Below are 23,548 nucleotides of genomic sequence, written 5' to 3'. Positions count from 1 at the left end.
TTTTTAAGCCTTTTTAAACGCGTTCCACCCCTGTGCCTTTAAAGCATGTACATTACCTGATTTTGTAATAAGGTTGCAGCCTGCTGAAGGCTCTGTCATGTGTCCAATAATGGTGATATCCATTTTGAACTTTATCTTGTCATAGTCGGCCTGTTTAATGGTGAAAAGAAGCTCATAATCCTCACCGCCGTTTAGTGCGCAAACAGTAGGATCAAGGTTAAATTCGCGGGCCGTTTCATAGGTCATGGGATCAAGCGGAATCTTTTCTTCGTATAAGTTACAACCCTTATCGCTCTGCTTACAAATATGTAATATTTCGGACGCCAGGCCATCAGATACATCGATCATTGAGGTAGGCTTTACATCAATGCTTTTCAACAATTCCACAATGTCGCGCCGGGCCTCCGGTTTTAACTGGCGTTCTACTATATAATCTTTTCCTTCCAGGTCGGGCTGTATCTTTGGATTCTCCAGATAGATCAGTTTTTCGCGTTCCAGCAGTTGCAAACCTACGTAAGCGCCGCCAAGGTCGCCGGATATACAGATCAGGTCGCCATCACCTGCACCGCTCCGGTATACAATATCCGCTTCATCAGCATAGCCAACGGATGTTACACTAATCACCAAACCTTGTTTTGATGACGTGGTATCGCCACCAACAAGGTCAACATTATATTTTTCGCAAGCAATATAAATACCTTCGTATAATTCTTCAATTGCCTCCAAAGGAAACTTGCTTGACATGCCAATAGAAACAGTAACCTGCGACGCCATTCCGTTCATGGCATAAATATCGCTTAGGTTTACCTGTATAGCCTTATAACCTAAATGTTTTAGGGGAGTATATGCCAAATCAAAGTGGATCCCTTCGAGCAGCATATCGGTACTTATTAAAACTTTTTTGCCTGTAAAATCAAGTACAGCGGCATCATCGCCAACACCTTTTTGGGTGCTTTGCTGTGTTAGTTTTATATTTTTTGTGAGATGACTTATTAATCCAAATTCACCTAACTCTTCCAAATTTGTCCTGTCCTGATTTTCAAACATTGTTCCTTAAAAATTTAGTTCGCAAAAATACGAAAGCAAAGTCAATTACCGCGGCCCTCATATTCCATCATCTCCGCCGCAGGCGGGAAATTTTTTTAGAATTTTGGCCTTCAAGAACATCAATTATGCCCGGGCGCAACAAACCAACATCATCCGCCAGTGGCGGAAAAAAATTTTTAATTTTTAGCTCATAACAGCATTATAAACCCAGTTGGGCTGATATTTCAAGCATTCGTTCAATTGGTTTTACCGCACGCTCAATAATATGTTGAGGAACAGTAATTTCAGGCATTTCGTTTTTTAAACACAAATAAAGTTTTTCAAGCGTGTTACGTTTCATGTGCGGACAATCGTTACAAGCGCAAGTATTATTTGGTGGTGCAGGGATAAACACTTTGTCGGGATTCTCCTTTTGCATCTGGTGTAATATACCGGCTTCGGTAGCTACTATAAATTCCTTATCCGGATGGCTGCCGGCATATTTAAGTATGCCGGTTGTTGAGCCAATATAGTCGGCCATTTGCAATATAGTTTCCTCACATTCGGGGTGGGCCAATAATTTAGCGCCGGGGTGTCTTTCCTTTAGCTTTGTTATTTTTTCCCTGGAGAAAATTTCATGTACCATACAGGCACCGTTCCATAATACCAGGTCCCGACCGGTTTTTTTTGCCACATAAGCCCCCAGGTTCTTATCTGGTCCAAATATGATCTTTTGATCTTTTGGCAGGCTTTCTACTATGGCCACGGCATTACTTGATGTACAAACAATATCGCTTAAAGCTTTCAGTTCTGCCGTACAGTTTACGTAGGTGATCACCAGGTGATCGGGATAGTTTTCTTTAAACTTTTTAAACAAATGTGGCGGGCAACTATCTGCTAATGAGCAACCTGCCTTTAAGTCGGGTAATAAAACTTTTTTCTCGGGAGATAATATTTTGGCTGTTTCGGCCATGAAGTGTACCCCGGCAAAAACAATAACATCGGCATCAGTTTTCGCTGCTTGCTGTGATAACCCAAGACTATCGCCAATATAATCTGCAATGTCCTGAATGTCGGGTTCCTGGTAATAATGAGCCAAAATAACTGCATTTTTTTCCCTTTTTAGTTTTTCAATTTCATCAAAAAGATCAAGTGTGGGGTCGATGTATTCGTCCACAAATCCTTTCACATTTATTTCTTCGAAGATATCCATTTCAACAATTCAATTAATAACAACTAATTTTTTATATAAATAAAACTATTGTTTATTGGTGTGTTAGTTATGTTTAAAATTAGTTCCTGATTTGATATGAAAAATTAGTTTTAAGATTTTACTAACAATTTTCCACAGTTTTTTATTTTGTATTGGTTTGATTTTGTGATCTGTATGTCAATCAAATTTTACTTTTAAAAGTTATATGTTAATATTTTCTTAATGTAGAAAATGTTAGCTTTATCATTTGAACACCTCAAAAGTCGCTCAAAAATTATTCATATCTGCAACAAAAATGTAAGTTATCAACCCTTTTTTTATTTGTTAGGTATTTGTTTACACAAAATTAACATCTTTTGTACCTGTTATTAACACAAGTAGTACTTTTACACATCTTATATATAAAATATGACCAAAACTGTTGATTTTTTAGTAGTGGGATCAGGTATAGCCGGATTGAGTTTTGCCCTAAAGGCGGCAAAGCATGGTAAGGTTCTGATAGTTACAAAATCAAATGAAGACGAATCGAACACTAAGTATGCCCAGGGCGGCGTGGCGGTAGTTGTGGATAAAAAAGAAGATTCTTTTGAAAAACATATAGAAGACACGTTGATATCGGGAGATGGCCTTTGTGATAAGGAAGTTGTTGAAGCCGTTGTTAAAGAAGGACCGGCACGCATTAATGAAATTATTGATTACGGAACCAACTTTGACAAGACCAACGAAGGTTTTTATGACCTGGCTAAAGAGGGAGGGCATTCTGAATTCCGCGTATTGCACTATAAAGATGTGACCGGTTTGGAGATTGAAAGATCATTACTGGCAGAGATCCATAAGAACCCTAATATTGAGATATTAACACATTATTTCGCTGTTGATTTGATAACCCAGCACCATTTGGGCCAGCTGGTAGGTAAATCGAGCACAGATATTACCTGTTATGGAATATATGCCTTTAATACCGAAAGTAATGTGGTTGAAAAGATATTGTCAAAAGTTACCGTGATGGCCTCGGGAGGGGCGGGACATATCTACTCCATAACCACCAATCCCACTATTGCTACCGGGGATGGCATTGCAATGGTTTACCGGGCCAAAGGCAAGGTAAGGAATATGGAATTTATCCAGTTTCATCCAACGGCGCTGTATAATCCCGGTGAATACCCTTCGTTTTTAATATCCGAAGCTGTACGTGGGTTTGGAGGAATATTAAAACGTACCAACGGCGAAGAATTTATGCAGGAGTATGATCCCCGTAAATCACTGGCCCCGCGCGATATTACCGCCAGAGCTATTGACGCCGAGATAAAAAAATCTGGTGAGGACTTTGTTTACCTGGACATCAGGCACCGGAGCAAAAAGGATATTTTAAACCATTTCCCTAATATATATGCCAAATGTTTGGAAATTGGGATTGACATGACTAAAGATATGATACCTGTAGCCCCGGCTTGTCACTATATGTGCGGCGGTATTATGGTTAATCATAGCGGACAATCATCTATATTACGGTTGTATGCCTGTGGTGAATGTTCTTCAACCGGTTTGCATGGGGCTAATCGTTTGGCTTCCAATTCTTTACTTGAAGCATTGGTTTTCGCGCACCGTATATATGAAGACGCAATGGGTAAGTTTAATGATTTTGTTATCCCTGAGAATATTCCTGACTGGGATGAGCATGGCGTACAACTGTCAAATGAAGATATCCTGGTGACGCACAACGTACGCGAAATGCAAAAGCTGATGAATGACTATGTAGGTATAGTGCGTTCTGATTTCAGGCTGGAAAGGGCTATGCGCAGGTTAGGTCTTTTGTATGAAGAAACCGAATCTTTTTATAAAAAGACCAAACTATCTGTAAAGCTTTGTGAGCTGCGTAATCTGATACAGGTTTCATTTATTGTGGTAAAATCGGCTATGTTGCGTAAAGAAAGCCGCGGCCTGCATTACACTACCGATTACCCGGTACATGCTAACAAAGTAGAGGATACTGTGTTTTAAGAGCAATTATGATTAAAGCAAAAAAATATATAGATTTTATTTTTTTAGCCTTACTTGGGTTATCAATCTCAGTAAGCCTTTGTCTGCATTTTACGGAAGGCTTTGTGTTATCAATTAATAATTATTTAGCGCTGTTATCTTGGATTTTTGTTTTACTATTCAAGCTGATAAAACCTGATAAGGAATTTTTTGGTGTACTTATTCTTTTATTATTATCAACCATAGGAGTTATCAACTTTACTATAATTACGGTGAACGCTGAACTACATCATAGCGAAAGTGGGTTTGTTTATAATGGTATTGGTTTTAACATAATTTTCTTTTTGTTATTGATTGTTTATCTCGTGATGAACAAAAGAGCTACAAGTTATATTAAAATTCTTCTAAGAGGATCCGAGAAAGAACAGGAAGAGAAAAGAAATAAGATGATCAATTTTTATTATGAAAAATTCAAAGTTTTTGGAGACCAGGAGTTCAACGAATTAATAAATAATTTTGATCATTATCCAGTGGAAGCACAGGTAGCTTTAAATAGAATAAAAGCTGAAAAAATAAATTGAGCGGAAAACGGGATTCGAACCCGCGGCCTTCAGTTTGGGAAACTGATGCTCTACCAGCTGAGCTATTTCCGCTTAATTTTGTATCCAAACATAAATAAAAATTCAATCAAATCAACAAATCACTAACCCAATAAATCAATAATTAAGCTATATGCCTGTTATATTGCCCGTAAAAGATAAAAGCCCGGTTTGGGGCGATGATTGTTTTATAGCCCCGAATGCTACCATTGTTGGTGATGTGGTAATGGGAAAAAATTGTTCTGTTTGGTTTAATGCCGTGATCAGGGGTGATGTCCATTATATTAAAATTGGCGATAACACCAACATACAGGACGGCGCGGTAATACATGCTACCTATTTAAAAGCGGCAACCAATATTGGCAGCAATGTATCTATAGGGCATAATGCGTTGGTGCATGGCTGTACGCTGCATGACCACACGCTGGTAGGTATGGGCGCCATTGTAATGGATCATGCGGTAGTAAATGAATTTGTTATCATAGCAGCAGGCGCTGTGGTATTGGAAAATACCATTTGCGAATCAGGTTATCTATATGCCGGAATACCTGCAAAAAAAATAAAACCTTTGACAGATGAGCAACTGGCTATGCTCAAACAATTGCCCAATAACTATATCATGTATTCGGGTTGGTTTAAGGAGTAGGGGTTTCTTTAGGGATGGTTATACTTTCTTCTGCCTCCCAGTTTGGCCGTAATGATATAACATTAGGGCTTACCCAGGTGTTTTCGGGCTGACGTTTCTGACGTACGTTGCCGCTATCCCACTTGCCATTCTTATTTTCATCATAAACTACCCTAATAAGGTATTTTCCGGTTAAATAATTAGAATAAACTATAGGTGTACTTTTCGTTATAGGGTTACTTTGCAATACCGCTTTTTGCTCGTTCATCAGCTCAACAACATAAGCCTTTGCAGGATCGGGTACGGTTACTTTTACCGTAAGCGTGCTATAGTTTTCTGTTTTGTCAACCTGGAATTTTTTTGATATCCTTTTATTTTTATCGCCATAAATAGAAGTGAATGCCCCCTCGTTTAAAATGATCTCATACTTACTGCTCTGTCGCCACCGGTATTTTAAATAAATGTGTTTAAGGTTTCCGGTGTCTTTTTGTAAAGTATAATCACTTGTTGCAACGGCAATGGAATCTTCATTCAGGGTGATCTGTGAATTATCAAAATTTTCAATCGGCAGGCTTGCTATTAATTTCAGGTCGTTGTTTGGTTTAAGCAGACTATTGCCATTTATATTATATTGAAAGGTAAGCGTTCGTTTAAAAGATTCATTTTTTCGTTTCGAGAGCGATACCGTATCAATAGGTTTACCCTTATCATATAACGCAACCCTTATCGAATCAAAATTCATATTACGGAGGTAAACAGAAGCCGTATCCTTTGTTTTGCTAAACTCCACTTGTTTTTGCTTGTCAATGTCGGCCGGGTAAATAACTTTCATCGATGGGTTATCAAGTGATTTATTAAAAACGAAAAGTAATTTACCATCTGCATCAAAACGTTTTTCTGCGAACCTGAATTTTTCCGGGAGTTGTTTAAATAAGTTCAGTTGCACATTTGATGTGTCTGACCTGAGATGGATAGGTTTTTTAAGAAAAGCGATAAGTTCTATATCATTATCAAATATTTTATTCGGCGCGGTTTCTTTTAACGCGTATATGCGATAGTCGTCTTCACGTAAATTGTTTAAGCTAAAATTTCCCGATGAATCTGTTGTTGTAAAAATACTTGGTTTCTTTTTTCCAAAAAGCAGCGAATCCTGTTTTAGCGGAAATATCATCACGGTTACGTCTTTTTCTTTTTCCTGGGTTAGGGTATTGGTAACGGTTCCTGATATGCTTAATGAATCGATGTGACTGCCCGTTGAAAAAACATAAGTAAAATTTTTCATCACGTTACTTTCGTTCACGTCCTGTATTGACTTTCCAAAATTTATAACGTAAGTGGTATTTTTTTGAAGCGTGTCTTTAAATTTAATTTTGAGGTCCCTTTTGTTCGACGAATATTCCGGTGCTTTTTCCATCGCCGGGCTCATGCTTATTTCCTGGTACTGATTTGTCAGTTTTATAAACTCATCAAATTGCAGGTCAATTTCTTTAGCCTTAAAATTTCTGGTCTTGTTGGCAGGCACAGCCTTCAGCAGTTTGGGTGGGGTGAGGTCACGGGGGCCTCCCTGCGGTGGTTGCTGCGCTGCACAGCCATAAAGAAACAAAAGGACGATAAAAGGAGTTAAAAAATTGTAATAATTGACCCGTTTTTTGTTTAACATGGTTTTTAGGCGATATAAGCGATTTTTATGTTTTTATGAACCGTACTATTAAAAAATGAAAATAATTGATTTAAAAAGACTTTTTATAACTTATTTATTATCAGTTATTTACGAATTATCTTGATACATGAACCATTAAAACTGAAATATCAGAGGGCGAAACACCCGAAATGCGGGAAGCTTGACCTAAAGTACGTGGTTTTATCTTCATCAATTTTTCGCGTGCTTCTTTTGAAAGTGATACCAGGGTATGATAATTAAATTCCGGATTTATTTCCCGGTCTTCCATTTTTTTCATCCGGTCAACAATCTCCATTTCTTTTATAAAGTAACTCTCATATTTGATTTTTATTTCAGCCTGCTCAACAGTTTCTTTATCATAGGCTGATAATAATTCGGCCAATGTCGTATCTGCTTTTTTAAGATCATTGAAACCAACCTGCGGGCGGCTCAATAAATTAAATAATTTGGCACTTTGTGATAGGGGACTTGTACCCAGTTCGTCAAGCAATGAGTTTACATGTGACGGATCGATGGATCTGCTTTTGGTGTATGCAACAATATCATCAGAGTTTTTTACCTTTTGGCGTACCTTTTCCAAACGTTCATTACTGATTAAACCGAGCTCATGACCCATCGGACTTAGCCTGATGTCGGCATTGTCCTGGCGCAGAAGCAGGCGGTGTTCAGCCCTGGAGGTAAACATTCGGTAAGGTTCTTCAGTACCTTTTGTTACCAGGTCATCTATCAAAACGCCAATGTATGATTCTGATCTTTTCAATATCAGTTCGTGTTTATCATTGATCTTTTGATGCGCGTTTATGCCGGCAATAAAGCCTTGTGATGCCGCTTCTTCATAACCTGTGGTGCCATTGATCTGGCCGGCGAAGTATAGGTTGCTGACCAGTTTGGTCTCTAAGGTTAGGCCCAGTTGCACAGGCGGGAAATAGTCATATTCTATGGCATAGCCAGGCCTGAACATTTTAGCGGTTTCAAAACCGGGTATCTGGGTGAGGGCTTTGTATTGTACATCCTCTGGCAGCGAAGTTGAAAATCCATTTACATAGATCTCCACAGTGTTCAATCCTTCGGGTTCAACAAATATCTGGTGACGTTCGCGTTCGGCAAAACGGTTTATTTTATCTTCTATAGATGGGCAATAACGCGGACCCAAACCCTTAATGCGCCCGGTAAACATTGGCGATTTTTCAAAGCCTTCTTTTAGGGTTTCGTGTACATTGGTATTGGTATAGGTGATCCAGCAACAACGCTGTTCTTTGATCATATCAACATCAGTAAACGAAAAACGGCCGCGTTCTTCATCGCCCCATTGCTCTTCCATCCGGGTATAGTTAAGGCTTCGTCCATCAACACGGGGAGGGGTGCCTGTTTTCATCCGGCCGGAGTCAAAGCCCAGTTCTACCAGCTGTTCGGTTAAGCCGGTAGCTGCCTTTTCACCTGACCTGCCGCCGCCAAATTTCTTCTCACCTATATGTATTACGCCGTTTAAAAATGTTCCGTTGGTAAGTACAACAGCATCGGCTTCTATCTCTACACCAATAGAGGTACGCACACCTTTTACGGTATTGCCTGATACCAATATAGAGGTAACTGTGTCTTGCCAGAAATCTACATTGGGGGTCCTTTCAAGCGCTAAGCGCCACTCTTCGGCAAAGCGCATACGGTCGCTTTGTGCCCTTGGGCTCCACATTGCCGGTCCTTTTGATTGGTTTAGCATCCGGAATTGGATAGAAGTTTTATCCGTGATTATACCAGAGTATCCTCCCAATGCATCAATTTCCCGCACTATTTGCCCCTTGGCCACACCACCCATAGCGGGATTACAACTCATCTGCGCAATTGTCCCCATATTCATGGTGATCAGTAAAACAGATGAGCCCAGGTTGGCTGCAGCTGCAGCGGCTTCGCAGCCTGCGTGGCCTGCGCCAACAACAATTACATTATATTTTTTAAACATTTTCGCCTCCATGTTCCACGTGGAACATTAAATCTTTCTATCTACTTCTTTATTTAAGAAGCATGTTTTAAACCTCTTTTTGTGTCCATGTTCCACGTGGAACGTTTATTAATAGGATATACAAAATTATTCAATCTAAGCCGATGTTCCACGTGGAACTTTGAATAATGATATTAACGCTACAATACCCCAAATAGCCTCTAAAACAACAAAAGGGTAAAAATTAATAAGGTAGGATGAGTAGCAACAGGTAGCCGCGCCAGCAAAATTCATTAGTTTATATGCTGTGCTATCTGCTGTTAGTTTATTAAATAAATTTAATAAAAAAGCTATTAAAAGCACCACTACGCCCACCGATGCGATAATATCCGATGTTTTCATAACTATGATTCTTTTAGTTCAGTTAATTCAATCCAACGGGCACTTTTATCATCCAGTTTCTTGTTCAAATCATCAATCTGAGCTAAAATTTCATTGAGCTTTGCGGGTTCAATACCTACTCTGTTCAGTTGTTCTGTTTTATCCCTTATCTCGTTTTCAATTTTTTCAATTTCCGCTTCGGTAGTTTCCAATTCCTTTGCCTCTTTAAAGTTTAGCTTGCTTTTCTTTGGAGCGGGGATAGGGGTTTGTACAACCGGTGCTTTCTTGTTTTGTTGTTTCGCTTCTTCCAGTTCCAGGCGGTACGATGAATAATTTCCGTTGTATATCCGTACATTACCGCCATCTTCCATAATAAAAAGCTGGTCTGTAAGTTTGTCAAGCAAATACCTGTCGTGCGATACCATCATTAATACACCACCATAATTGGTTAAAAACTCCTCTAGTACGTTTAATGTATCAATATCCAGGTCATTTGTGGGCTCATCCAGTATCAGAAAGTTGGGATTTTTCATCAGGATGCTCATCAGTTGCAAACGTTTCTTTTCGCCACCGCTTAATTTGGATATAAACCCATATTGTTTAGCTGGCGGAAACAGGAATAAAGTAAGCAGGGCAGATGCTGATATCGTTTTACCATCAGCCATGGTAATAAACTCCGCGACATTCTTCACAATGTCAATTACGCGCTCATCTTCCTTAAAAGTAATGCCCGACTGATGAAAATAACCTAAAACTGTAGTTTCGCCTTTAATAACAGTTCCTTTATCGGGCTGTAACGCACCGGTGATCAGGTTAAGCAGGGTAGACTTTCCGCTTCCGTTTTTCCCCGCAAGACCGATGCGGTCGCCTTTTTTAAATACATAACTAAAGTTATCTATAAAAGTACGGCCGTTAAATGATTTGTAAAGATGTTCCATCTCCATGATCTTGTTTCCCTGTCGCGCTGTTTTTACGCTCAGCTCAACCTTTTCACGGATGCCGCCACTTTTGGTTTTCTCTTCCAGGTCATAATAGGCATCAATACGGGCTTTTGATTTGGTGCCGCGGGCCTGGGGCTGCCTGCGCATCCATTCCAATTCTTTACGCAGCAGGTTACTGTTTTTTTGGAATGCCGCCTCATCAGCCGCGTCACGCTCGGCTTTCTTTTCCAGGTAGTAACCATAACTACCATTGTAAGGCACTATCTTACCACGGTCTATCTCCAGTATCTCGTTACAAACATTATCCAGAAAATACCTATCGTGCGTAACCATTAAAATGGTTTTATTGCCTTCGGTCAGTAATTTCTCAAGCCACTCAATGGTATCAATATCAAGGTGGTTGGTAGGCTCATCTAAAATATAAATGTCAGGGTCTTCAATCAGCAATTTGGCCAGGGCCAAACGTTTTTTTTGCCCGCCCGATAGGGTATTGATCTTTTGGTTAAGGTGATGTATATCCAGCCTTCCTAAAATGGTCTTTATTTTATATTCATATTCCCAGGCATCCACATCGCTCATTTCTTCCATCACTTTTTCAATGGCTTTGGCATTATCGGGCTCGTTTTCTAAAAGCTCCTCATATTTGCGGATCAGTTGCTGTTGCACATCATCGGCATGAAAAATATAATCGCTGATGGTTACCGCGTTTTTAAAATGCGGGTCCTGTTCCAGGTATCCCATATTAAGGTCGCGGCTTTGCACTACTTTACCTTCGGTAGGTTTCAGGTGACCGGCTAATAATTTTAGCAGGGTAGATTTTCCCGCCCCGTTAACACCAACCAACGCTACGCGCCTGCCGCGGTTAATGCCGATGGTTATATTTTTAAAAAGCCAGTTGTCATGAAATTGATGACCAAGATTCTCTGCTGAAATGTAAGTGCTCACGATAGTTCTTTTATTTTATCAGACTCATATATAAATAAGCCTGTATTGGTTTTTATTGATTGTTTGTACATGGCAGCCGCTACCGTTGCCCCGGGGATGCTTCGGTATTTTTTCAGCCCTCCAAACAGTAAAGGATCTATTATTTTAAATAGCCCTGCCATTACTTTTTCCATCATCCGTTTTTCCGTTCTTTCGCCAGTTAATAATGATGGGCGATAAATATGTACTGCCGGAATGCCTATCTGTTGCAGATTAGCTTCCGTTTCGCCCTTTGTTTTTATATAAAAGGCCGACGACATTTTGTTGGCGCCGATAGAGGATACCAGGTGATATTGCCCAATACCGTTTTGATGCGCTAATTCTGCCAATCGGATAGGGTAGCCATGGTCAATTTTGCGGTACACTGTTAGGTTGGGCGTTTTATTTTTGGTTGTACCCAGGCAGCAAAAAACCGCATGGCCATTTATTGCAGCGGAATAGGTTTCCAGCTGGTCAAAATCGACCACCAGTTGGGTAAGTTTGGGATGTTTTAAAGGCAATTCTTTTCTGACCAGGATTAAAACTTGGTCATAAAAAGCCTCACGCAGCAAAATATCCAGTAATTTACTGCCAATTAGTCCGCTTGAACCTGCAATAATAGCTTTTTTTGCCATTGTACGCATAATTTTTGCAAAAATACGTATAATTTAATTGTGGAATAAAAATTGTATGTTTAAACATATAAATAGGAGATTAAATGAAAACAATATTTTATCCCGAAAACAAACGCGGGAAAAATGACATTGGATGGTTAAAAGCTAATTTTTCATTCAGCTTTGCGTCCTACCATGACCCTGAAAAAGTTCATTTTGGAGCATTACGGGTACTAAATGACGATACAATAGCAGCAGGTGCGGGCTTTGGCTCGCATCCGCATGACAATATGGAAATTGTTACTATTCCGCTAGAAGGTGCTTTGGAACACAAGGATAGCATGGGCAACACCGGGGTAATTAATGCGGGCGAAGTGCAGGTAATGTCGGCAGGAACAGGTATTTATCACTCTGAATACAACGCGTCACATACCAAAGAAGCTAAAACGCTGCAAATATGGCTTTTCCCGAAAGAGAGGAATATACAGCCGCGTTATGATCAGAAAAGTTTTAAGGAAGCCTTTAAACTTAACCAGTTAACCACCCTTATATCGCCGGTAAAAAGCGCTGATACGCTGTGGTTAAACCAGGATGCCACCTTTAGCATAGGCGATTTTGAAGCCGGAAAGCAAGTTAGCTATGATATAAAGACCACTGGCAATGGCGCTTATGTGTTTGTTATTGAAGGATCGGTTAAAATAAACAGTACGGTTTTAAACAAAAGAGACGCACTGGGTGTTTATGATACAAGTTCATTTAATATTGAAGCCGATCAACTGTCAAGATTCCTTATCATTGACGTACCCATGTCATAAACCAACAAGCCGAACCTGAAGGCCCAATTTTCTTGAACTGCGAACAACCGGGTAAAGTATTGTTTACCAGGAAATTATTAACGTAATGTATGGCAGAACAGGCAATAACCGGATGGAGAAAGTGGGCAGAGGGAATTGGTGAGCAAGGGGTTTTCTTTGCCAGGTTTTTCAGGAATATTTTTACCGGCAGCTTTGAATGGTCGGAATTTGTACGGCAATGTTATGAAATAGGCTACCGCTCCGTGATGCTGGTGGGCATTACCTCCTTTATCATGGGGCTGGTACTTATTGTACAGCTCAGGCCCTCGTTAGTAGAACTTGGGGCCGAAAGCATGCTCCCCAAAACACTTGCAGTATCGCTGGTGCGCGAAATTGGCCCGGTAATTACAGCCATTATCTGCGCAGGCAAAATTGCGTCGAGCATAGGCGCAGAGCTGGGCAGCATGAAGGTAACCGAGCAAATAGATGCTATGGAGGTATCAGGGGCCAATCCGCTGCAATACCTGGTGGTTACCCGCATTTTAGCAACCAGCTTTATGGTGCCCCTCCTGGCCATTATGGGCGATGTTATAGGGCTGTTTGGCGGCTATCTGGCCTTAAATATCACCGACGATATCAGCTTCCCGCTTTATTTTAATAAATGTATCGCTTCTCTTGACTTTTCAGACTTTCTGCCCGCCGTGGTTAAAACCGTATTTTTTGGTTTTGCAATAGGTTTTGTGGGTTGTTATAAAGGGTATCATTCCAACAAAGGGACCGAAAGCGTGGGTATTGCTGCCAATTCGGCTGTTGTAACCGCATCCCTGTGGATATTTGTTATTGATGCCATAGCGGTTCAGATCACCAGTTTATTATTTTATAAATAACGATGAAAGCTGCTGCCCAAAATACCGGAGACCAGGAAACGCCTGAATTTAAAAAAGATGAGGTGGTGATTCATGTTAAAGGCCTGAAGAAGGATTTTATTGATAAAAAAGTGTTAAAAAACATCTCTTTTGATCTAAAACGGGGCGAAAACATGGTGGTTTTAGGCAAATCCGGGTCTGGAAAGTCGGTTACAATAGAATGTATAGTTGGCATGCTAAAACCCGATGCCGGCGACCTTACCGTTTTTGGGAAAGAAGTAACCGCCATGAATGATGATGAGCTGAAACAGCTTCGTATGAAAATTGGGTTCTTGTTCCAGAGCGGGGCTTTGTATGACTCCATGACCGTGCGCGAGAACCTGGAGTTTCCGTTAACGCGGGTGTTAAAGCTTAAGGATCAGCAGGATATAGATAAGCGGGTGGAAGAGGTTTTGGATGCGGTAGGCCTGCTTGACGCTATTGATAAATTACCTGCCGACCTCTCTGGCGGAATGCGTAAAAGGGTAGGGCTTGCCCGTACAATGATTGTAAAGCCCGAGATTATGCTATATGATGAGCCTACTACCGGTCTTGATCCCATTACATCACGGGAGATCAGCGAGTTAATACTTCACATGCAAAAGAAATATAAAACATCCTCCATCATTATAACCCATGACATGGAATGCGTTAGGATCACTGCCGACCGCATTGTGGTAATGGATGACGGAACATTTATAGCTGAGGGCTCTTATAAGGAGCTGCAAAAATCGGCAAACGAAATTGTAAGATCCTTTTTTACCGAAACAACATGAAAACTACTTCTTCACAAAAAATAAAGATAGGCCTGTTTGTTTTTGCCGGTCTGGTACTATTGATACTGGGCATATTCTTTATTGGGAATCAAAAGAGCCTGTTCAATTCAACCTTTAACATTTACGGTACATTTAAAAATGTAAGTGGCTTACAAGCAGGCAATAATGTGCGCTTTGCCGGCATTAATATAGGGGTAGTTCAATCCATAAACATTATTACCGACAGTTCGGTAAGGGTTGATCTTACATTGAATAATAACGTGCGGAAATTTATAAAAACCGACTCTAAACTTAGCATAGGCAGCGACGGGCTGATGGGTGATAAGCTGATAATAATTGCTCCCGGAGGTATAAAAAGCCATGAGGAGATACAACCAGGCGGCCGCCTGGAATCAATTAACCCGGTAGATGTGGATAAAATAATAACCAAACTTACACGGGTGGCTGATAATGCTGAAACCCTGACTACTGATCTGTCGCAAATAGTGGGAAAGATCAACAGCGGTAAAGGGAGTATTGGCCGGCTGTTAAATAACGACAAAATAGCCAAAGACCTTGAAGGTACCGTAAAACAAGCGCAAACTACTATGAAAACGGTACATAAAACCACTAATACCCTTAATGAGGATTTGACAGCTGCACAGCATAACTTCCTGCTCAGAGGGTTCTTTAACAAAAAGAAAAAGGCGGCTAAAGCCCGGCAGGATTCGATTAAAAAAGTACAGGAACAAGCAAAAAAAGACAAAGAAAAAGCAGCGAAGAGCAAGGCCGACGATAAGGATAATTGAACCCAATTGCAGCTGAGCATTAATCAAAGAAGCCTGCCGATATCGGCAGGCTTCTTTGATCGTAATGAATGATACTTAATACTTAGTTAAGGTATTTAGTAATATCTGTTGATAACGGAGTGGTTTGAGACCTGAAACGATGTATCAGTTTGCCATTCTCATCTATCAGGAATTTTTCAAAGTTCCATTTAATATCGCCTGTAAAGTCAGGATTAGGGGCGGTTGTTAAATACTGAAACAACGGATCAATGTCAAGTCCGAGTACGCTAACCTTTCCGCTCATCGGAAAAGTAACGTTAAAATTTTCTTTGCAAAAGGTTTTGATGTCCTGGTTTGTTCCCGGTTCCTGACCGCCAAAGTTATTGGCCGGAAAGCCCACAACCACCAATTTGCCTTTATACTGTTCTGATAGTTTTTCAAGATCAGTATATTGTTTGGTAAAGCCGCATTTTGAAGCGGTGTTAACAATAAGTACTTTTTTGCCTTTGTATTTTGCCAGCGTAAAGTCTTTACCATCAATAGTTTTCAGTTTAAACTCATACACAGATGATGGCGCTGATATAAAAAGGAATGCCAATATTAACGTAAGTAATTTCATTTTGATTTGTAATTGATCGTGAAATAAATTCTTAAGTAAAATTAACCATTAAAAAAGTCTTTTTGCCAAATACTCATCTTCTTTTTGTGTCATTTTCTTCTTTGTAACAACACTTTTATCAGTGTAGCCTAAAAGGTGCAGTGCTCCATGAATAATTACGCGGTGAAGTTCGTCCGTTTCGGAGATGTTGAATTTGGCAGCATTTTCACGAACACGCTCAACAGATATAAAAATATCCCCCAAAATTTCATCTTTAACCGATGAATTATCAAAGGTTATGATGTCGGTATAAGTATCATGATTCAGATATTGCTGATTCATCGGCAGCAGATAGGCATCCGAACAAAAAACGTAGGTGAGCTCTTTTAATTTAAAGCCCTCGGCGGCAATGGCATCTTTGATCCACTTACGCACAAGGGCTTTATTTTTTAGTTTGTAGCTGATATCTTCTTCAAAAAACTGAATAGCGGGCATTATATTTTAAAGTGTAGTTCAATAGTGTTGCCTGCTGCATTAAAAATGCACTGATCGGCCAGGTGTTTTATTATAAAAACGCCCCTGCCGGTTAAATTCTCCAAGTTTTCGGGTGCGGTTGGATCGGCCAGATTGGTATAATCAAAGCCGGGGCCTTCGTCGCTAACGGTCCATATAATGCGTTTAGGTTCTACCTCAGCATTAATAATCACCTTTTTTGTTTCGTCGAGTTTGTTGCCATGTATAATGGCATTTATAACAGCCTCGTTAAGGCAAGTCATCATATTGGCAAAGGTATCTTCTGTTACCTGATATTTATCAGCAAGGCTCTCAATCAGCAGCTCAAGTTGCGCTATGCTCTCCGGTTTTGACGGTAGCTGTAACGTATACAGTTCGGTGCTGGTATGAACATTTGCCTGTTCCATGTTATTTGGCATTAAGTTGATCAAAGTAAGATTTTATTTTTTGTTTATAATACAAATTAAGTGCCGGAGATATTGTTTTTATTTGTTCTGTTTGTTTATTTCTTTGCTGCTGGTATCCCTGCAGCGCTTTTATATATCCAGGAGGTATGTCTTTACCGGCATGGCTTTCCCTTTGCTGATCCTGTTCGCGTTCTTGTTCGGCCTTTTCTGCTTCCAATAACCGGCTTTGAATTTGTTGTTGCCTTTTTAACGCGTCTGTTATCTTCCTGTTTACGAGATCATGCTCAGTTTGTTCCATTTCTTTCGAAATTTTATCCAAATCTCCCAGTCTGCCGGAACCATCTTTATTCTCTTCGCGATTTATTTGCTCAAGCGATTGCCTGATCATTTGCTGCTGGCGGGCCATACGGGCCAGTTGCTCACTCATATTTCCTTTACTTCCAGGCTGACTTTTTCCCGGGTTGCCTTGCTGCTGCATTTGCTCCCGCGCCTTTTGCATGTTCTGATTTAGCTGCTGCTGCATTTTGGCCAGTTGTGATACCGATTGATTTTTACTTTTGCCTTGCCCGCCTTTATTCATCATTTTTTGCAGTTGTTCTAACGCTTCGCTCAGCATAAGCGCCAGGTTATTCATAGATGTCATGGCATATTGCTGATGGCGGTTTGCTTCGGCAGTACGCCGATCGCCCAGATTATCCAAAGCCTGGTCAATATGCGAGTTAATACTGCTGATTTCCTGGTTTACGGTTGACTGTATTTGTGGAATGCGCCTGCTGATGGCATATAGGCTATCTTCGGCGGTTTTCAGGTTGTCCTTAATGTCCTTTTGATTTTGCGAAAGTGTAATATAAGCCGGATCTGTTGGATTGGTGCTTTTTAATGTTTGCATGATCTTTTCCTGGTTAAAGGAGCTATTGACCAGGCTTTTTAACAATTCACGTAATTGCTGCGCGTCAATAGCATTTTCCTTACTTTCACCTTCCTCATTTTTTTGATGCAATTTAGCTGCCAGTTGCTGCATTTCTTTAGCTGCCTGCTGCTGCGATTTGCTTGCGCCGCTTTTATTGTTCTTTTGCAATTCGCCCGCGCTTTGATCCATTTGCTTGTCAATGCTTTGGGTTTCCTTTTCAGGATTTTGAAAGTCCTGTTTACGCTCTGCCTGCTCGTTTGTTTTTTGCAGGTCCCCGAGGCCTTTTTTTATATCCTGAAAGTCTTTTTTCAGATCTTGCTGTTCCTGTTGCAATGCTTTTTGATCGCTGTTTTTCTGGCCGGTTTTGTCAGATAGCTTTTGTTGTTTATCGGCCAGTTTATTAAGCTCCTCAACACTTTGATTTAGCTTTTGCTCAAATTCCAGCTTTTTGTATAACTCCAGCATCCGGTCAAGCTCTTTTTTTAGCGATTTATTATCCATTTGCATTTTTGATAATTCATCGCGGGTGGCATCTTTTTGTTCCTGATCTAATAGTTTCTGCAGATTTTGCAGCAGTTCTTTTGTTTTTTGATCAAGCACGTTGTTAAAAAGATCCTCAATTTGCTTTTGTTTGGCCAGCAACTCCTCATTTTGTTGCTGGTTTTCCTGGCGGTTATACAGGTTCTTCTTATTATCGTCTTTAATTTCTTTTACCAGGTTTTCCAGATCGCGGCGCTTTTGAAGCAGATCTTCCACTTGTTTTTTTTCATCGAACGAAAGAGTGTTTTTATTTAGCAGTAATTGATTTAACTTTTGCGAATCATGCTCAACCTGCCCCGCCAATTTTATAGCCGATTGCATTTTTTGTTTTACGGCTTGTGTCCCGGCATTTAATTGCTCATTTATGGCCCTGGCGTCGGGCATATTGAGGGTACGCTCGGTACTGCGAGCTCTTTTGGGACCATTTACTCCATCATTATCTGCAACTTCAAAAAAGTAGGTTACACGGGCGCCCGGACTTATGCCCAGATCCTTCATGTTCCAGAAATAAAAAAAGTCCGACTGTGTTTGGTTCATGGAAGCATCTACCCGTTTAACAAACGTTTTTTGCTGGTTGTTGTTGCCCGGCGATTGCACGCTGTAATGGAAACTTAACGATGAGAATCCATGATCGTCCTGTATTTTTCCATTAAAATACAAGGCATTCATACTTATAGAATCGGCCTTTTCCTGTACTGTGATAGCCGGCGATTCATCGGCAATAACATTAATGTGGTAAGCCGCAGAGTCGCTATGGTTAACGAGCGGATTGATAGGATTAAGCTTGAAAACAGCATTTTTATAAACCCGCTCACTGTACTCAAACAGGTCGGCGCCGTTTGAGCGGGCCGCGTGTATTGTGCCATTCATATTAAATTGCAGGCCGGATGCATGCTGGGTATGTAATAGCCAGTGTACCTGTGTTCCTTCTGGAACAACAAGATCGCCTGCATTTATCAGTTTTTCGGCATTTTTGTGCAGGTAAGCCGGGTAAGTGAGCTCTACATCAAAATGCAGCAGGGCGGGCTTTTGATTTACCTTAATTTCATATTGCACCGAACTGAACCCGTTACCTATAAGCTTGAACTTTGTGTTTTGCTGCAGGTTGGTAAACAGGTAATGAAAACGGCTGATATTCTCTTTGTCGAGCTTAAATGTGTTGTTGGCGGTTTCAATATAAACATCAGAAGGCAGTCTGTCACCATCAAGTTTTAAATCAAGCTTCAGATCGTCGCCTTGTATTACATACAAGCTTTTATTAAGTATGTTAAAGCTAAAAGGAGCAACCGGTGCAAAATATTCATTGTGCCTGATAAGCCTTTTTGTACTTTCGGTTAGTACAGATGGCGCAGCAAAAGCCAGTACAATGATTACCGCCAATGGGGCCAGCACCCATTTTAAATACCGGCTGTTTTCGCGAATATTGATGGCCGATGGAAAACTAACCGGCTTAAGCATCTCTATTTTTTGATCAATACTCGCTTCGATAAGCGCCCGGTGGTTTTCATCGGCGGCAGCTAATTTTTTTAACTGCAGGGTATTTAGCAGCTTATCATTAACATCATGAAAATGTTTGCCTATAATTTCAGCGGCCTCATCATGAGTTAATGAATGCCCCAGTTTTAGCCAGGCCAGTAATGAGGGTAAAATAAGCCAGCATACCAGACTAATATTGAGCAGAATAAAGAAATAAAAAAGAATCGTACGAAAAACGATGTTAAAATTGCCAAAATATTCGCTCAGGGTAATAACAACATAAGCAGTAAATAGCCCCGCTCCTAAAAATATCAATCCCCTCAAAAAATTATTGAAATAGTATTTCCTGATGAAGATGTTGATCTTCATGATTAATACGTCAAAATTTTCGGAAGAGTTCATATTTCAGGATAAAACACTTGATACAATTTTAACGAAAAAACGGAGCAAATTATACAATACCACAATTAAGTTAAAATATAGTGTACTGTAAACCGTATGAGTGGTATTTTTAATTGTACTGTTTTGTGCCTGTTGTACTTTATTAACCCATGTGTTCTGTTATCCTATCCGCCGCGATAATTGGCTAATAAACATTTGCCACGCTTTGATTATCGGCCACCTGTGATGTTGACTGCAGGGTATAGCTAAAGAGAATTTGACCCGTATCAATATCGAATAATACCACGGCTACCGGGTTTTTGCGGTATGATTGATGCCGTTGCGTATTATAAAAGGTCTTCATTTTTTCTTTAATGATTTGCATTGTTTCTTCAAAATCAGCTGTTGATACGCTGCTAACCAGCTGATTGGTTAAAAGCCCGGCCCATTGCGGGTCAACATATCTTACCTGGCTTTCGATTGTTTGGATGGCCTGTTGCTGATGTTCGGCCGGGGGGAACACGTAAGAGGATTCACGGCGATATTTAAAAGCCTTAGGCGAAGTGAATGCATAAATGTCAGTCGATTGCAGATGGATACTTGCCCAAAAATAGCTATAGCCTTTTATTTTTTGTGCTTGCGATGTTATTGAGCTGCTCAATAAAATTAACATCATAAATGTCCATTTCATAACCCTAATTAATTGATATATTGTAGGTTAGGTATTTACATGCAAATTATTGATTTTAACAGTTTGTTTGCGGGCAATATTTGTACAATATGCTTTACATAATTGGGAAATATTGTAAAGCAGAACCGGGCATTATTCTTTGCAGATGATGGTGTATTATGTGTTTTGAAATTAAAAACCATAATATATATTTGCAGTTGAAAGGGCACATTGCCGCTTCAAAAAATAGTAACGGGTATAAGCGATAAAACAAGCTATTGCGGAAAAACGATACTATTAACACAAAATACCACATTCGGGATGTAGCGTAGCCCGGTATCGCGCCAGCATGGGGTGCTGGAGGTCGTGGGTTCGAATCCCGCCATCCCGACAAAAGGCGATATCAACCATAATCAAAAAAGCCCTTAAATCTATGATTTAAGGGCTTTTTTGATTATACCCCAACTCTCTCACGTCTCAATCATTTCATCAGATCAGGTATCCAATAGTTATTGAGTATATATACTCATTATGACTTAGAATTTAATTGTGACCTCTGCATTGCCCGGAACCAGGAATTCAAGATGCCCACCTTTGGCGGGTTTGCCTTTGAGGGGTTCTTGCTGACCTTTTACAATTACCTCAATGTCCGGTAACTTATCGCCGGTTTTGACCACCATAAGCCGGCTGGTAATACGCCCGTCGCCGGCGAGCCGGAACTTAACCGGAGGGCGTTTTTTTGGAGCGAATCCATAAACCGGATAATCCGTATAGATCATTAGGCCGGCATCGGGTACCTGCATATAATGCCGCGGCAGGATACCAAAGGCATTGCCGGCGCCGTAAACTTCCTGGCCCACCTGGCCATTCTGTTCCCAGCCGTCATGCAGGTCCTCCAGTGCTATCCATAGCCTTGGATCTACCTCGCCGATCTTCGGCTTTTCCTGCAGCGCTTCTTTTGGCAGCATAGGCGGATAATAATAAACGGCACGATCTGAAAGGTAACGAATATATTCTGCCATTAACAGGCGCACAGATGGTTCAATCTCTTCGGTTTCGGCATGTCTGAGGTAATCATGAAAAGCACAAAAAACCTCCTGTTCTTCATAAACCGCGGAATAGGGTGCATCGCTCAAGGGGAACAATGTGAAGAACGACGGAACGTTTTGACGGTGGCCATAGTTGCAATCCCAAAGTTGTACGTTTTTAAAAATATTTGCCAGGCACAAATAACTCAGGTTTTTGTACTGTTCCTTTTTGGTTGCTTTATAAAGGCGAAGCAAGGCCCCGGCCGAGAAAGCCGTATTGTTTGCCTGATAAAATAATTCAAAACCCAGGCCATGTAGTTTTTGAGCTGCCTTTTCGGCCTCCTGCAGATAGCGTTTTTTGCCGGTAAGTTCCCAGGCTTGCATCATCACATGGGCGTACAGACCGGGTACATCCTTTTCGCCGCCCTTGCCGGGCTGGGTTTCTGCTTTAAGCACCTCCAGCGTATCTATCTTATAGAATACCGGCCATTGGTATTTGAAATGATGCGCAACTTTGATAGAGAATTCAAGGGAATCCAAAAATAGTTTTTTAGCTATTTCATCGCCCTTTAGCGCCAGTCGCGATAAATTTAAAAGCGGATGATGCAGGTACCACGAATCCATTGTCAGCGGTTTTTTTTGTTCTTCTTCGCCTTCCAGCTGATCAGCCAGCTTTGGATGCCAGCGCAATATCGTGCCTAACTTTTCATCATAAAAGGCGGGTAAACCCCGTCTAATTTTTTCTATTACTTCAACCGTTGAACCGCTCCATTCCGCGTAATCCTGCAGCGGCAATAATACAGCCAGCTGCACCATGATCTCGGGTGGTGTAGCGTAATCACAAACATAAGCGTTAAAATAATGGTTGCCATCTACCTGCGACCAGCAGCCGGGGCTATCGATCAGATCGGCAAGGCCTTTTTTCAGGATGTCTGGCCAAGGTTTATAGGTTGTTTCCGGCCTTGGCAATGCCAGGTAAATAGCGGCCAGCAAGTCCAGATATTGTTTAACCATAGCCGGTTCATTGGCTGGTACCTCTTGAGAAAAAGCCACAAAAGCGTCACTAAGCACATAGGCTTTACCGGCTTCCAGCGGTTTATTTTTAATGGTGGGCGGCAGCGCAAAGCCAATCTCCGGCCACTCGCCGGCCACGGTATTTGCTGCCGAGGTTTCCGTCTGCTGGTTGTAATCGGCCAAAGCGGTCAGATTTTGAAGATATAATACCGAGCCCGCGCTTGGCCTGGTCAAACTAAAATAAAGCTGACCCGACCGGCTGCCCACCTGCTGTACATGAACCTTGCCTAATGCCAGCAAATCGCTGTCGGCGGCACCCAGTGGCACAATATCCCGTGGCCAAAAAGGAAAAAGTAATGGCGATACAGGTACAAGCGACGTGGTCATCCGCAGTACCGGCCGCTCTGCTGATGGCAGCTGAATATTGATCTGATATTTTCCAAGCAAGCAATTACCGCCAACTGATAATCCATCAGCTGTTTCTTTTACCTTTAAATTAAATTCATCGCCTGGCGAATACGCCAGCCGAAAGGCAATCCGGCTGCCTTTTGGCCAGCTTGCAACCAGCCAGCAGCTGTCGCCCATCATATAAATGTTAAAACGATAATCAAGTGCGGTCCGTTCAATAGCCGGCCGCGGGAGTAATCGGTTCAGCTCGCTATTTGTGTTCAATAGCCAGGGAGATATCGCATTTATCATAAGAAAGATTAAAATCGGATTACCGGTTTTCAAATGCCGGGGAAGCATAGATAGACCGGGTTATCATATAACTTTAATTTATCCTATTAGGTTTTAAATAATTTTGATCTG

General features: G+C 40.9%; 20 protein-coding genes and 2 tRNA genes. 8 read left to right on the top strand and 14 right to left on the bottom strand.

The features are described from left to right. Positions 1 to 3: 3 nt before the first annotated feature. Both thiL and nadA read right to left on the bottom strand, forming a co-directional pair. Complete coding sequence (thiL, locus tag J2W55_RS09075) at positions 4 to 1,047, bottom strand: thiamine-phosphate kinase (protein WP_310094622.1); 1,044 nt, start codon at positions 1,045 to 1,047, stop codon at positions 4 to 6. 199 nt (positions 1,048 to 1,246) lie between these two features. After that, on the bottom strand, positions 1,247 to 2,239 hold the full coding sequence (gene nadA, locus J2W55_RS09070) for a quinolinate synthase NadA (protein ID WP_310094618.1): 993 nt from the start codon (positions 2,237 to 2,239) through the stop codon (positions 1,247 to 1,249). A gap of 408 nt (positions 2,240 to 2,647) precedes the next feature. On the opposite strand from nadA, the gene nadB reads away from it, so the two are divergent. Then, on the top strand, positions 2,648 to 4,240 hold the full coding sequence (gene nadB / locus J2W55_RS09065) for an L-aspartate oxidase (protein ID WP_310094615.1): 1,593 nt from the start codon (positions 2,648 to 2,650) through the stop codon (positions 4,238 to 4,240). An 8-nt stretch (positions 4,241 to 4,248) separates the two neighbouring features. Continuing rightward, positions 4,249 to 4,800, top strand: a complete 552-nt coding sequence (locus J2W55_RS09060) for a hypothetical protein (RefSeq protein ID WP_310094612.1) — start codon at positions 4,249 to 4,251, stop codon at positions 4,798 to 4,800. On the opposite strand, the gene J2W55_RS09055 is transcribed toward J2W55_RS09060, so the two are convergent. Next, a tRNA-Gly gene (locus tag J2W55_RS09055) sits at positions 4,800 to 4,872 on the bottom strand. The two genes, J2W55_RS09060 and J2W55_RS09055, sit on opposite strands and share 1 nt — an antisense overlap. A gap of 79 nt (positions 4,873 to 4,951) precedes the next feature. Here J2W55_RS09055 and J2W55_RS09050 point away from each other — a divergent pair. Continuing rightward, a complete protein-coding gene (locus J2W55_RS09050) occupies positions 4,952 to 5,464 on the top strand; it encodes a gamma carbonic anhydrase family protein (protein ID WP_310094609.1) in 513 nt (170 codons plus the stop codon). Here J2W55_RS09050 and J2W55_RS09045 read toward each other — a convergent pair. The 5 genes from J2W55_RS09045 to J2W55_RS09025 form a co-directional block, all read right to left on the bottom strand. After that, complete coding sequence (locus J2W55_RS09045) at positions 5,454 to 7,103, bottom strand: Ig-like domain-containing domain (RefSeq protein WP_310094606.1); 1,650 nt, start codon at positions 7,101 to 7,103, stop codon at positions 5,454 to 5,456. The two genes, J2W55_RS09050 and J2W55_RS09045, sit on opposite strands and share 11 nt — an antisense overlap. 115 nt (positions 7,104 to 7,218) lie before the next feature. Next, entirely contained in the window at positions 7,219 to 9,081 is a 1,863-nt protein-coding gene (gene mnmG / locus J2W55_RS09040) for a tRNA uridine-5-carboxymethylaminomethyl(34) synthesis enzyme MnmG (protein WP_310096474.1), read from the bottom strand. A 135-nt stretch (positions 9,082 to 9,216) separates the two neighbouring features. After that, positions 9,217 to 9,462 (bottom strand): CBU_0592 family membrane protein, encoded by a 246-nt coding sequence (locus tag J2W55_RS09035; protein ID WP_310094603.1) that lies wholly within the window; start codon positions 9,460 to 9,462, stop codon positions 9,217 to 9,219. 2 nt (positions 9,463 to 9,464) lie between these two features. Continuing rightward, positions 9,465 to 11,327: an ABC-F family ATP-binding cassette domain-containing protein gene (locus J2W55_RS09030; protein WP_310094600.1), complete on the bottom strand. Its 1,863-nt coding sequence runs from the start codon at positions 11,325 to 11,327 to the stop codon at positions 9,465 to 9,467. After that, complete coding sequence (locus J2W55_RS09025) at positions 11,324 to 11,980, bottom strand: oxidoreductase (RefSeq protein WP_310094597.1); 657 nt, start codon at positions 11,978 to 11,980, stop codon at positions 11,324 to 11,326. Before J2W55_RS09025 ends, J2W55_RS09030 begins: the two co-directional genes overlap by 4 nt. 83 nt (positions 11,981 to 12,063) lie before the next feature. Here J2W55_RS09025 and J2W55_RS09020 point away from each other — a divergent pair, with 83 nt between their 5' ends. The 4 genes from J2W55_RS09020 to J2W55_RS09005 all read left to right on the top strand — a co-directional run bounded on the left by J2W55_RS09020 (position 12,064) and on the right by J2W55_RS09005 (position 15,222). Further along, the gene (locus tag J2W55_RS09020) at positions 12,064 to 12,774 is read left to right on the top strand and encodes a pirin family protein (RefSeq protein ID WP_310094592.1); all 711 of its coding nucleotides are present in this window, start codon (positions 12,064 to 12,066) and stop codon (positions 12,772 to 12,774) included. Positions 12,775 to 12,863: 89 nt separating this feature from the next. Beyond that, a complete protein-coding gene (locus tag J2W55_RS09015; RefSeq protein ID WP_310094588.1) occupies positions 12,864 to 13,640 on the top strand; it encodes an MlaE family ABC transporter permease in 777 nt (258 codons plus the stop codon). A 2-nt stretch (positions 13,641 to 13,642) separates the two neighbouring features. Further along, positions 13,643 to 14,434, top strand: coding sequence for an ABC transporter ATP-binding protein (locus J2W55_RS09010; protein ID WP_310094585.1), 792 nt, complete (start codon positions 13,643 to 13,645; stop codon positions 14,432 to 14,434). Next, entirely contained in the window at positions 14,431 to 15,222 is a 792-nt protein-coding gene (locus J2W55_RS09005) for an MlaD family protein (protein WP_310094582.1), read from the top strand. Before J2W55_RS09010 ends, J2W55_RS09005 begins: the two co-directional genes overlap by 4 nt. Before the next feature lie 82 nt (positions 15,223 to 15,304). On the opposite strand, the gene J2W55_RS09000 is transcribed toward J2W55_RS09005, so the two are convergent. The 5 genes from J2W55_RS09000 to J2W55_RS08980 all read right to left on the bottom strand — a co-directional run bounded on the left by J2W55_RS09000 (position 15,305) and on the right by J2W55_RS08980 (position 20,717). Next, the gene (locus J2W55_RS09000; RefSeq protein ID WP_310094578.1) at positions 15,305 to 15,820 is read right to left on the bottom strand and encodes a glutathione peroxidase; all 516 of its coding nucleotides are present in this window, start codon (positions 15,818 to 15,820) and stop codon (positions 15,305 to 15,307) included. A gap of 48 nt (positions 15,821 to 15,868) precedes the next feature. Next, entirely contained in the window at positions 15,869 to 16,294 is a 426-nt protein-coding gene (gene ybeY / locus J2W55_RS08995) for an rRNA maturation RNase YbeY (RefSeq protein WP_310094577.1), read from the bottom strand. Next, the gene (locus J2W55_RS08990) at positions 16,294 to 16,719 is read right to left on the bottom strand and encodes an ATP-binding protein (protein WP_310094574.1); all 426 of its coding nucleotides are present in this window, start codon (positions 16,717 to 16,719) and stop codon (positions 16,294 to 16,296) included. Before J2W55_RS08990 ends, ybeY begins: the two co-directional genes overlap by 1 nt. Before the next feature lies 1 nt (position 16,720). Beyond that, positions 16,721 to 20,014 carry a DUF4175 family protein gene (locus J2W55_RS08985; protein WP_310094571.1) on the bottom strand — a complete coding sequence of 1,098 codons (3,294 nt, stop codon included), beginning with the start codon at positions 20,012 to 20,014 and terminating at the stop codon, positions 16,721 to 16,723. A 217-nt stretch (positions 20,015 to 20,231) separates the two neighbouring features. Next, positions 20,232 to 20,717, bottom strand: a complete 486-nt coding sequence (locus J2W55_RS08980; protein ID WP_310094569.1) for a hypothetical protein — start codon at positions 20,715 to 20,717, stop codon at positions 20,232 to 20,234. A gap of 296 nt (positions 20,718 to 21,013) precedes the next feature. On the opposite strand from J2W55_RS08980, the gene J2W55_RS08975 reads away from it, so the two are divergent. Continuing rightward, positions 21,014 to 21,087 (top strand) — tRNA-Pro (locus J2W55_RS08975). Between the two features lie 145 nt (positions 21,088 to 21,232). Here the strand turns inward: J2W55_RS08975 and J2W55_RS08970 are convergent. Further along, entirely contained in the window at positions 21,233 to 23,437 is a 2,205-nt protein-coding gene (locus tag J2W55_RS08970; protein WP_310094566.1) for a hypothetical protein, read from the bottom strand. Between the last annotated feature and the right edge of the window lie 111 nt (positions 23,438 to 23,548).

The sequence above is a fragment of the Mucilaginibacter pocheonensis genome (genome assembly GCF_031456535.1).
GTDB classification, from domain to species: domain Bacteria; phylum Bacteroidota; class Bacteroidia; order Sphingobacteriales; family Sphingobacteriaceae; genus Mucilaginibacter; species Mucilaginibacter pocheonensis.
Note: the sequence above shows the minus strand (reverse complement) of the source record. Positions and strands in the feature narration are given on the sequence as shown.

Coding starts and splice junctions, on each gene's coding strand:
- J2W55_RS08990 (WP_310094574.1), bottom strand. CDS start 16,719: ATGGAACAGGCAAATGTTCATACCAGCACCGAACTGTATACGTTACAG.
- J2W55_RS09060 (WP_310094612.1), top strand. CDS start 4,249: ATGATTAAAGCAAAAAAATATATAGATTTTATTTTTTTAGCCTTACTT.
- ybeY (WP_310094577.1), bottom strand. CDS start 16,294: ATGCCCGCTATTCAGTTTTTTGAAGAAGATATCAGCTACAAACTAAAA.
- J2W55_RS09050 (WP_310094609.1), top strand. CDS start 4,952: ATGCCTGTTATATTGCCCGTAAAAGATAAAAGCCCGGTTTGGGGCGAT.
- J2W55_RS09000 (WP_310094578.1), bottom strand. CDS start 15,820: ATGAAATTACTTACGTTAATATTGGCATTCCTTTTTATATCAGCGCCA.
- J2W55_RS08985 (WP_310094571.1), bottom strand. CDS start 20,014: ATGAAGATCAACATCTTCATCAGGAAATACTATTTCAATAATTTTTTG.
- nadB (WP_310094615.1), top strand. CDS start 2,648: ATGACCAAAACTGTTGATTTTTTAGTAGTGGGATCAGGTATAGCCGGA.
- J2W55_RS09010 (WP_310094585.1), top strand. CDS start 13,643: ATGAAAGCTGCTGCCCAAAATACCGGAGACCAGGAAACGCCTGAATTT.
- J2W55_RS09035 (WP_310094603.1), bottom strand. CDS start 9,462: ATGAAAACATCGGATATTATCGCATCGGTGGGCGTAGTGGTGCTTTTA.
- J2W55_RS09015 (WP_310094588.1), top strand. CDS start 12,864: ATGGCAGAACAGGCAATAACCGGATGGAGAAAGTGGGCAGAGGGAATT.
- J2W55_RS09025 (WP_310094597.1), bottom strand. CDS start 11,980: ATGGCAAAAAAAGCTATTATTGCAGGTTCAAGCGGACTAATTGGCAGT.
- thiL (WP_310094622.1), bottom strand. CDS start 1,047: ATGTTTGAAAATCAGGACAGGACAAATTTGGAAGAGTTAGGTGAATTT.
- J2W55_RS08970 (WP_310094566.1), bottom strand. CDS start 23,437: ATGATAAATGCGATATCTCCCTGGCTATTGAACACAAATAGCGAGCTG.
- J2W55_RS09045 (WP_310094606.1), bottom strand. CDS start 7,103: ATGTTAAACAAAAAACGGGTCAATTATTACAATTTTTTAACTCCTTTT.
- mnmG (WP_310096474.1), bottom strand. CDS start 9,081: ATGTTTAAAAAATATAATGTAATTGTTGTTGGCGCAGGCCACGCAGGC.
- J2W55_RS09005 (WP_310094582.1), top strand. CDS start 14,431: ATGAAAACTACTTCTTCACAAAAAATAAAGATAGGCCTGTTTGTTTTT.
- nadA (WP_310094618.1), bottom strand. CDS start 2,239: ATGGATATCTTCGAAGAAATAAATGTGAAAGGATTTGTGGACGAATAC.
- J2W55_RS09020 (WP_310094592.1), top strand. CDS start 12,064: ATGAAAACAATATTTTATCCCGAAAACAAACGCGGGAAAAATGACATT.
- J2W55_RS08980 (WP_310094569.1), bottom strand. CDS start 20,717: ATGAAATGGACATTTATGATGTTAATTTTATTGAGCAGCTCAATAACA.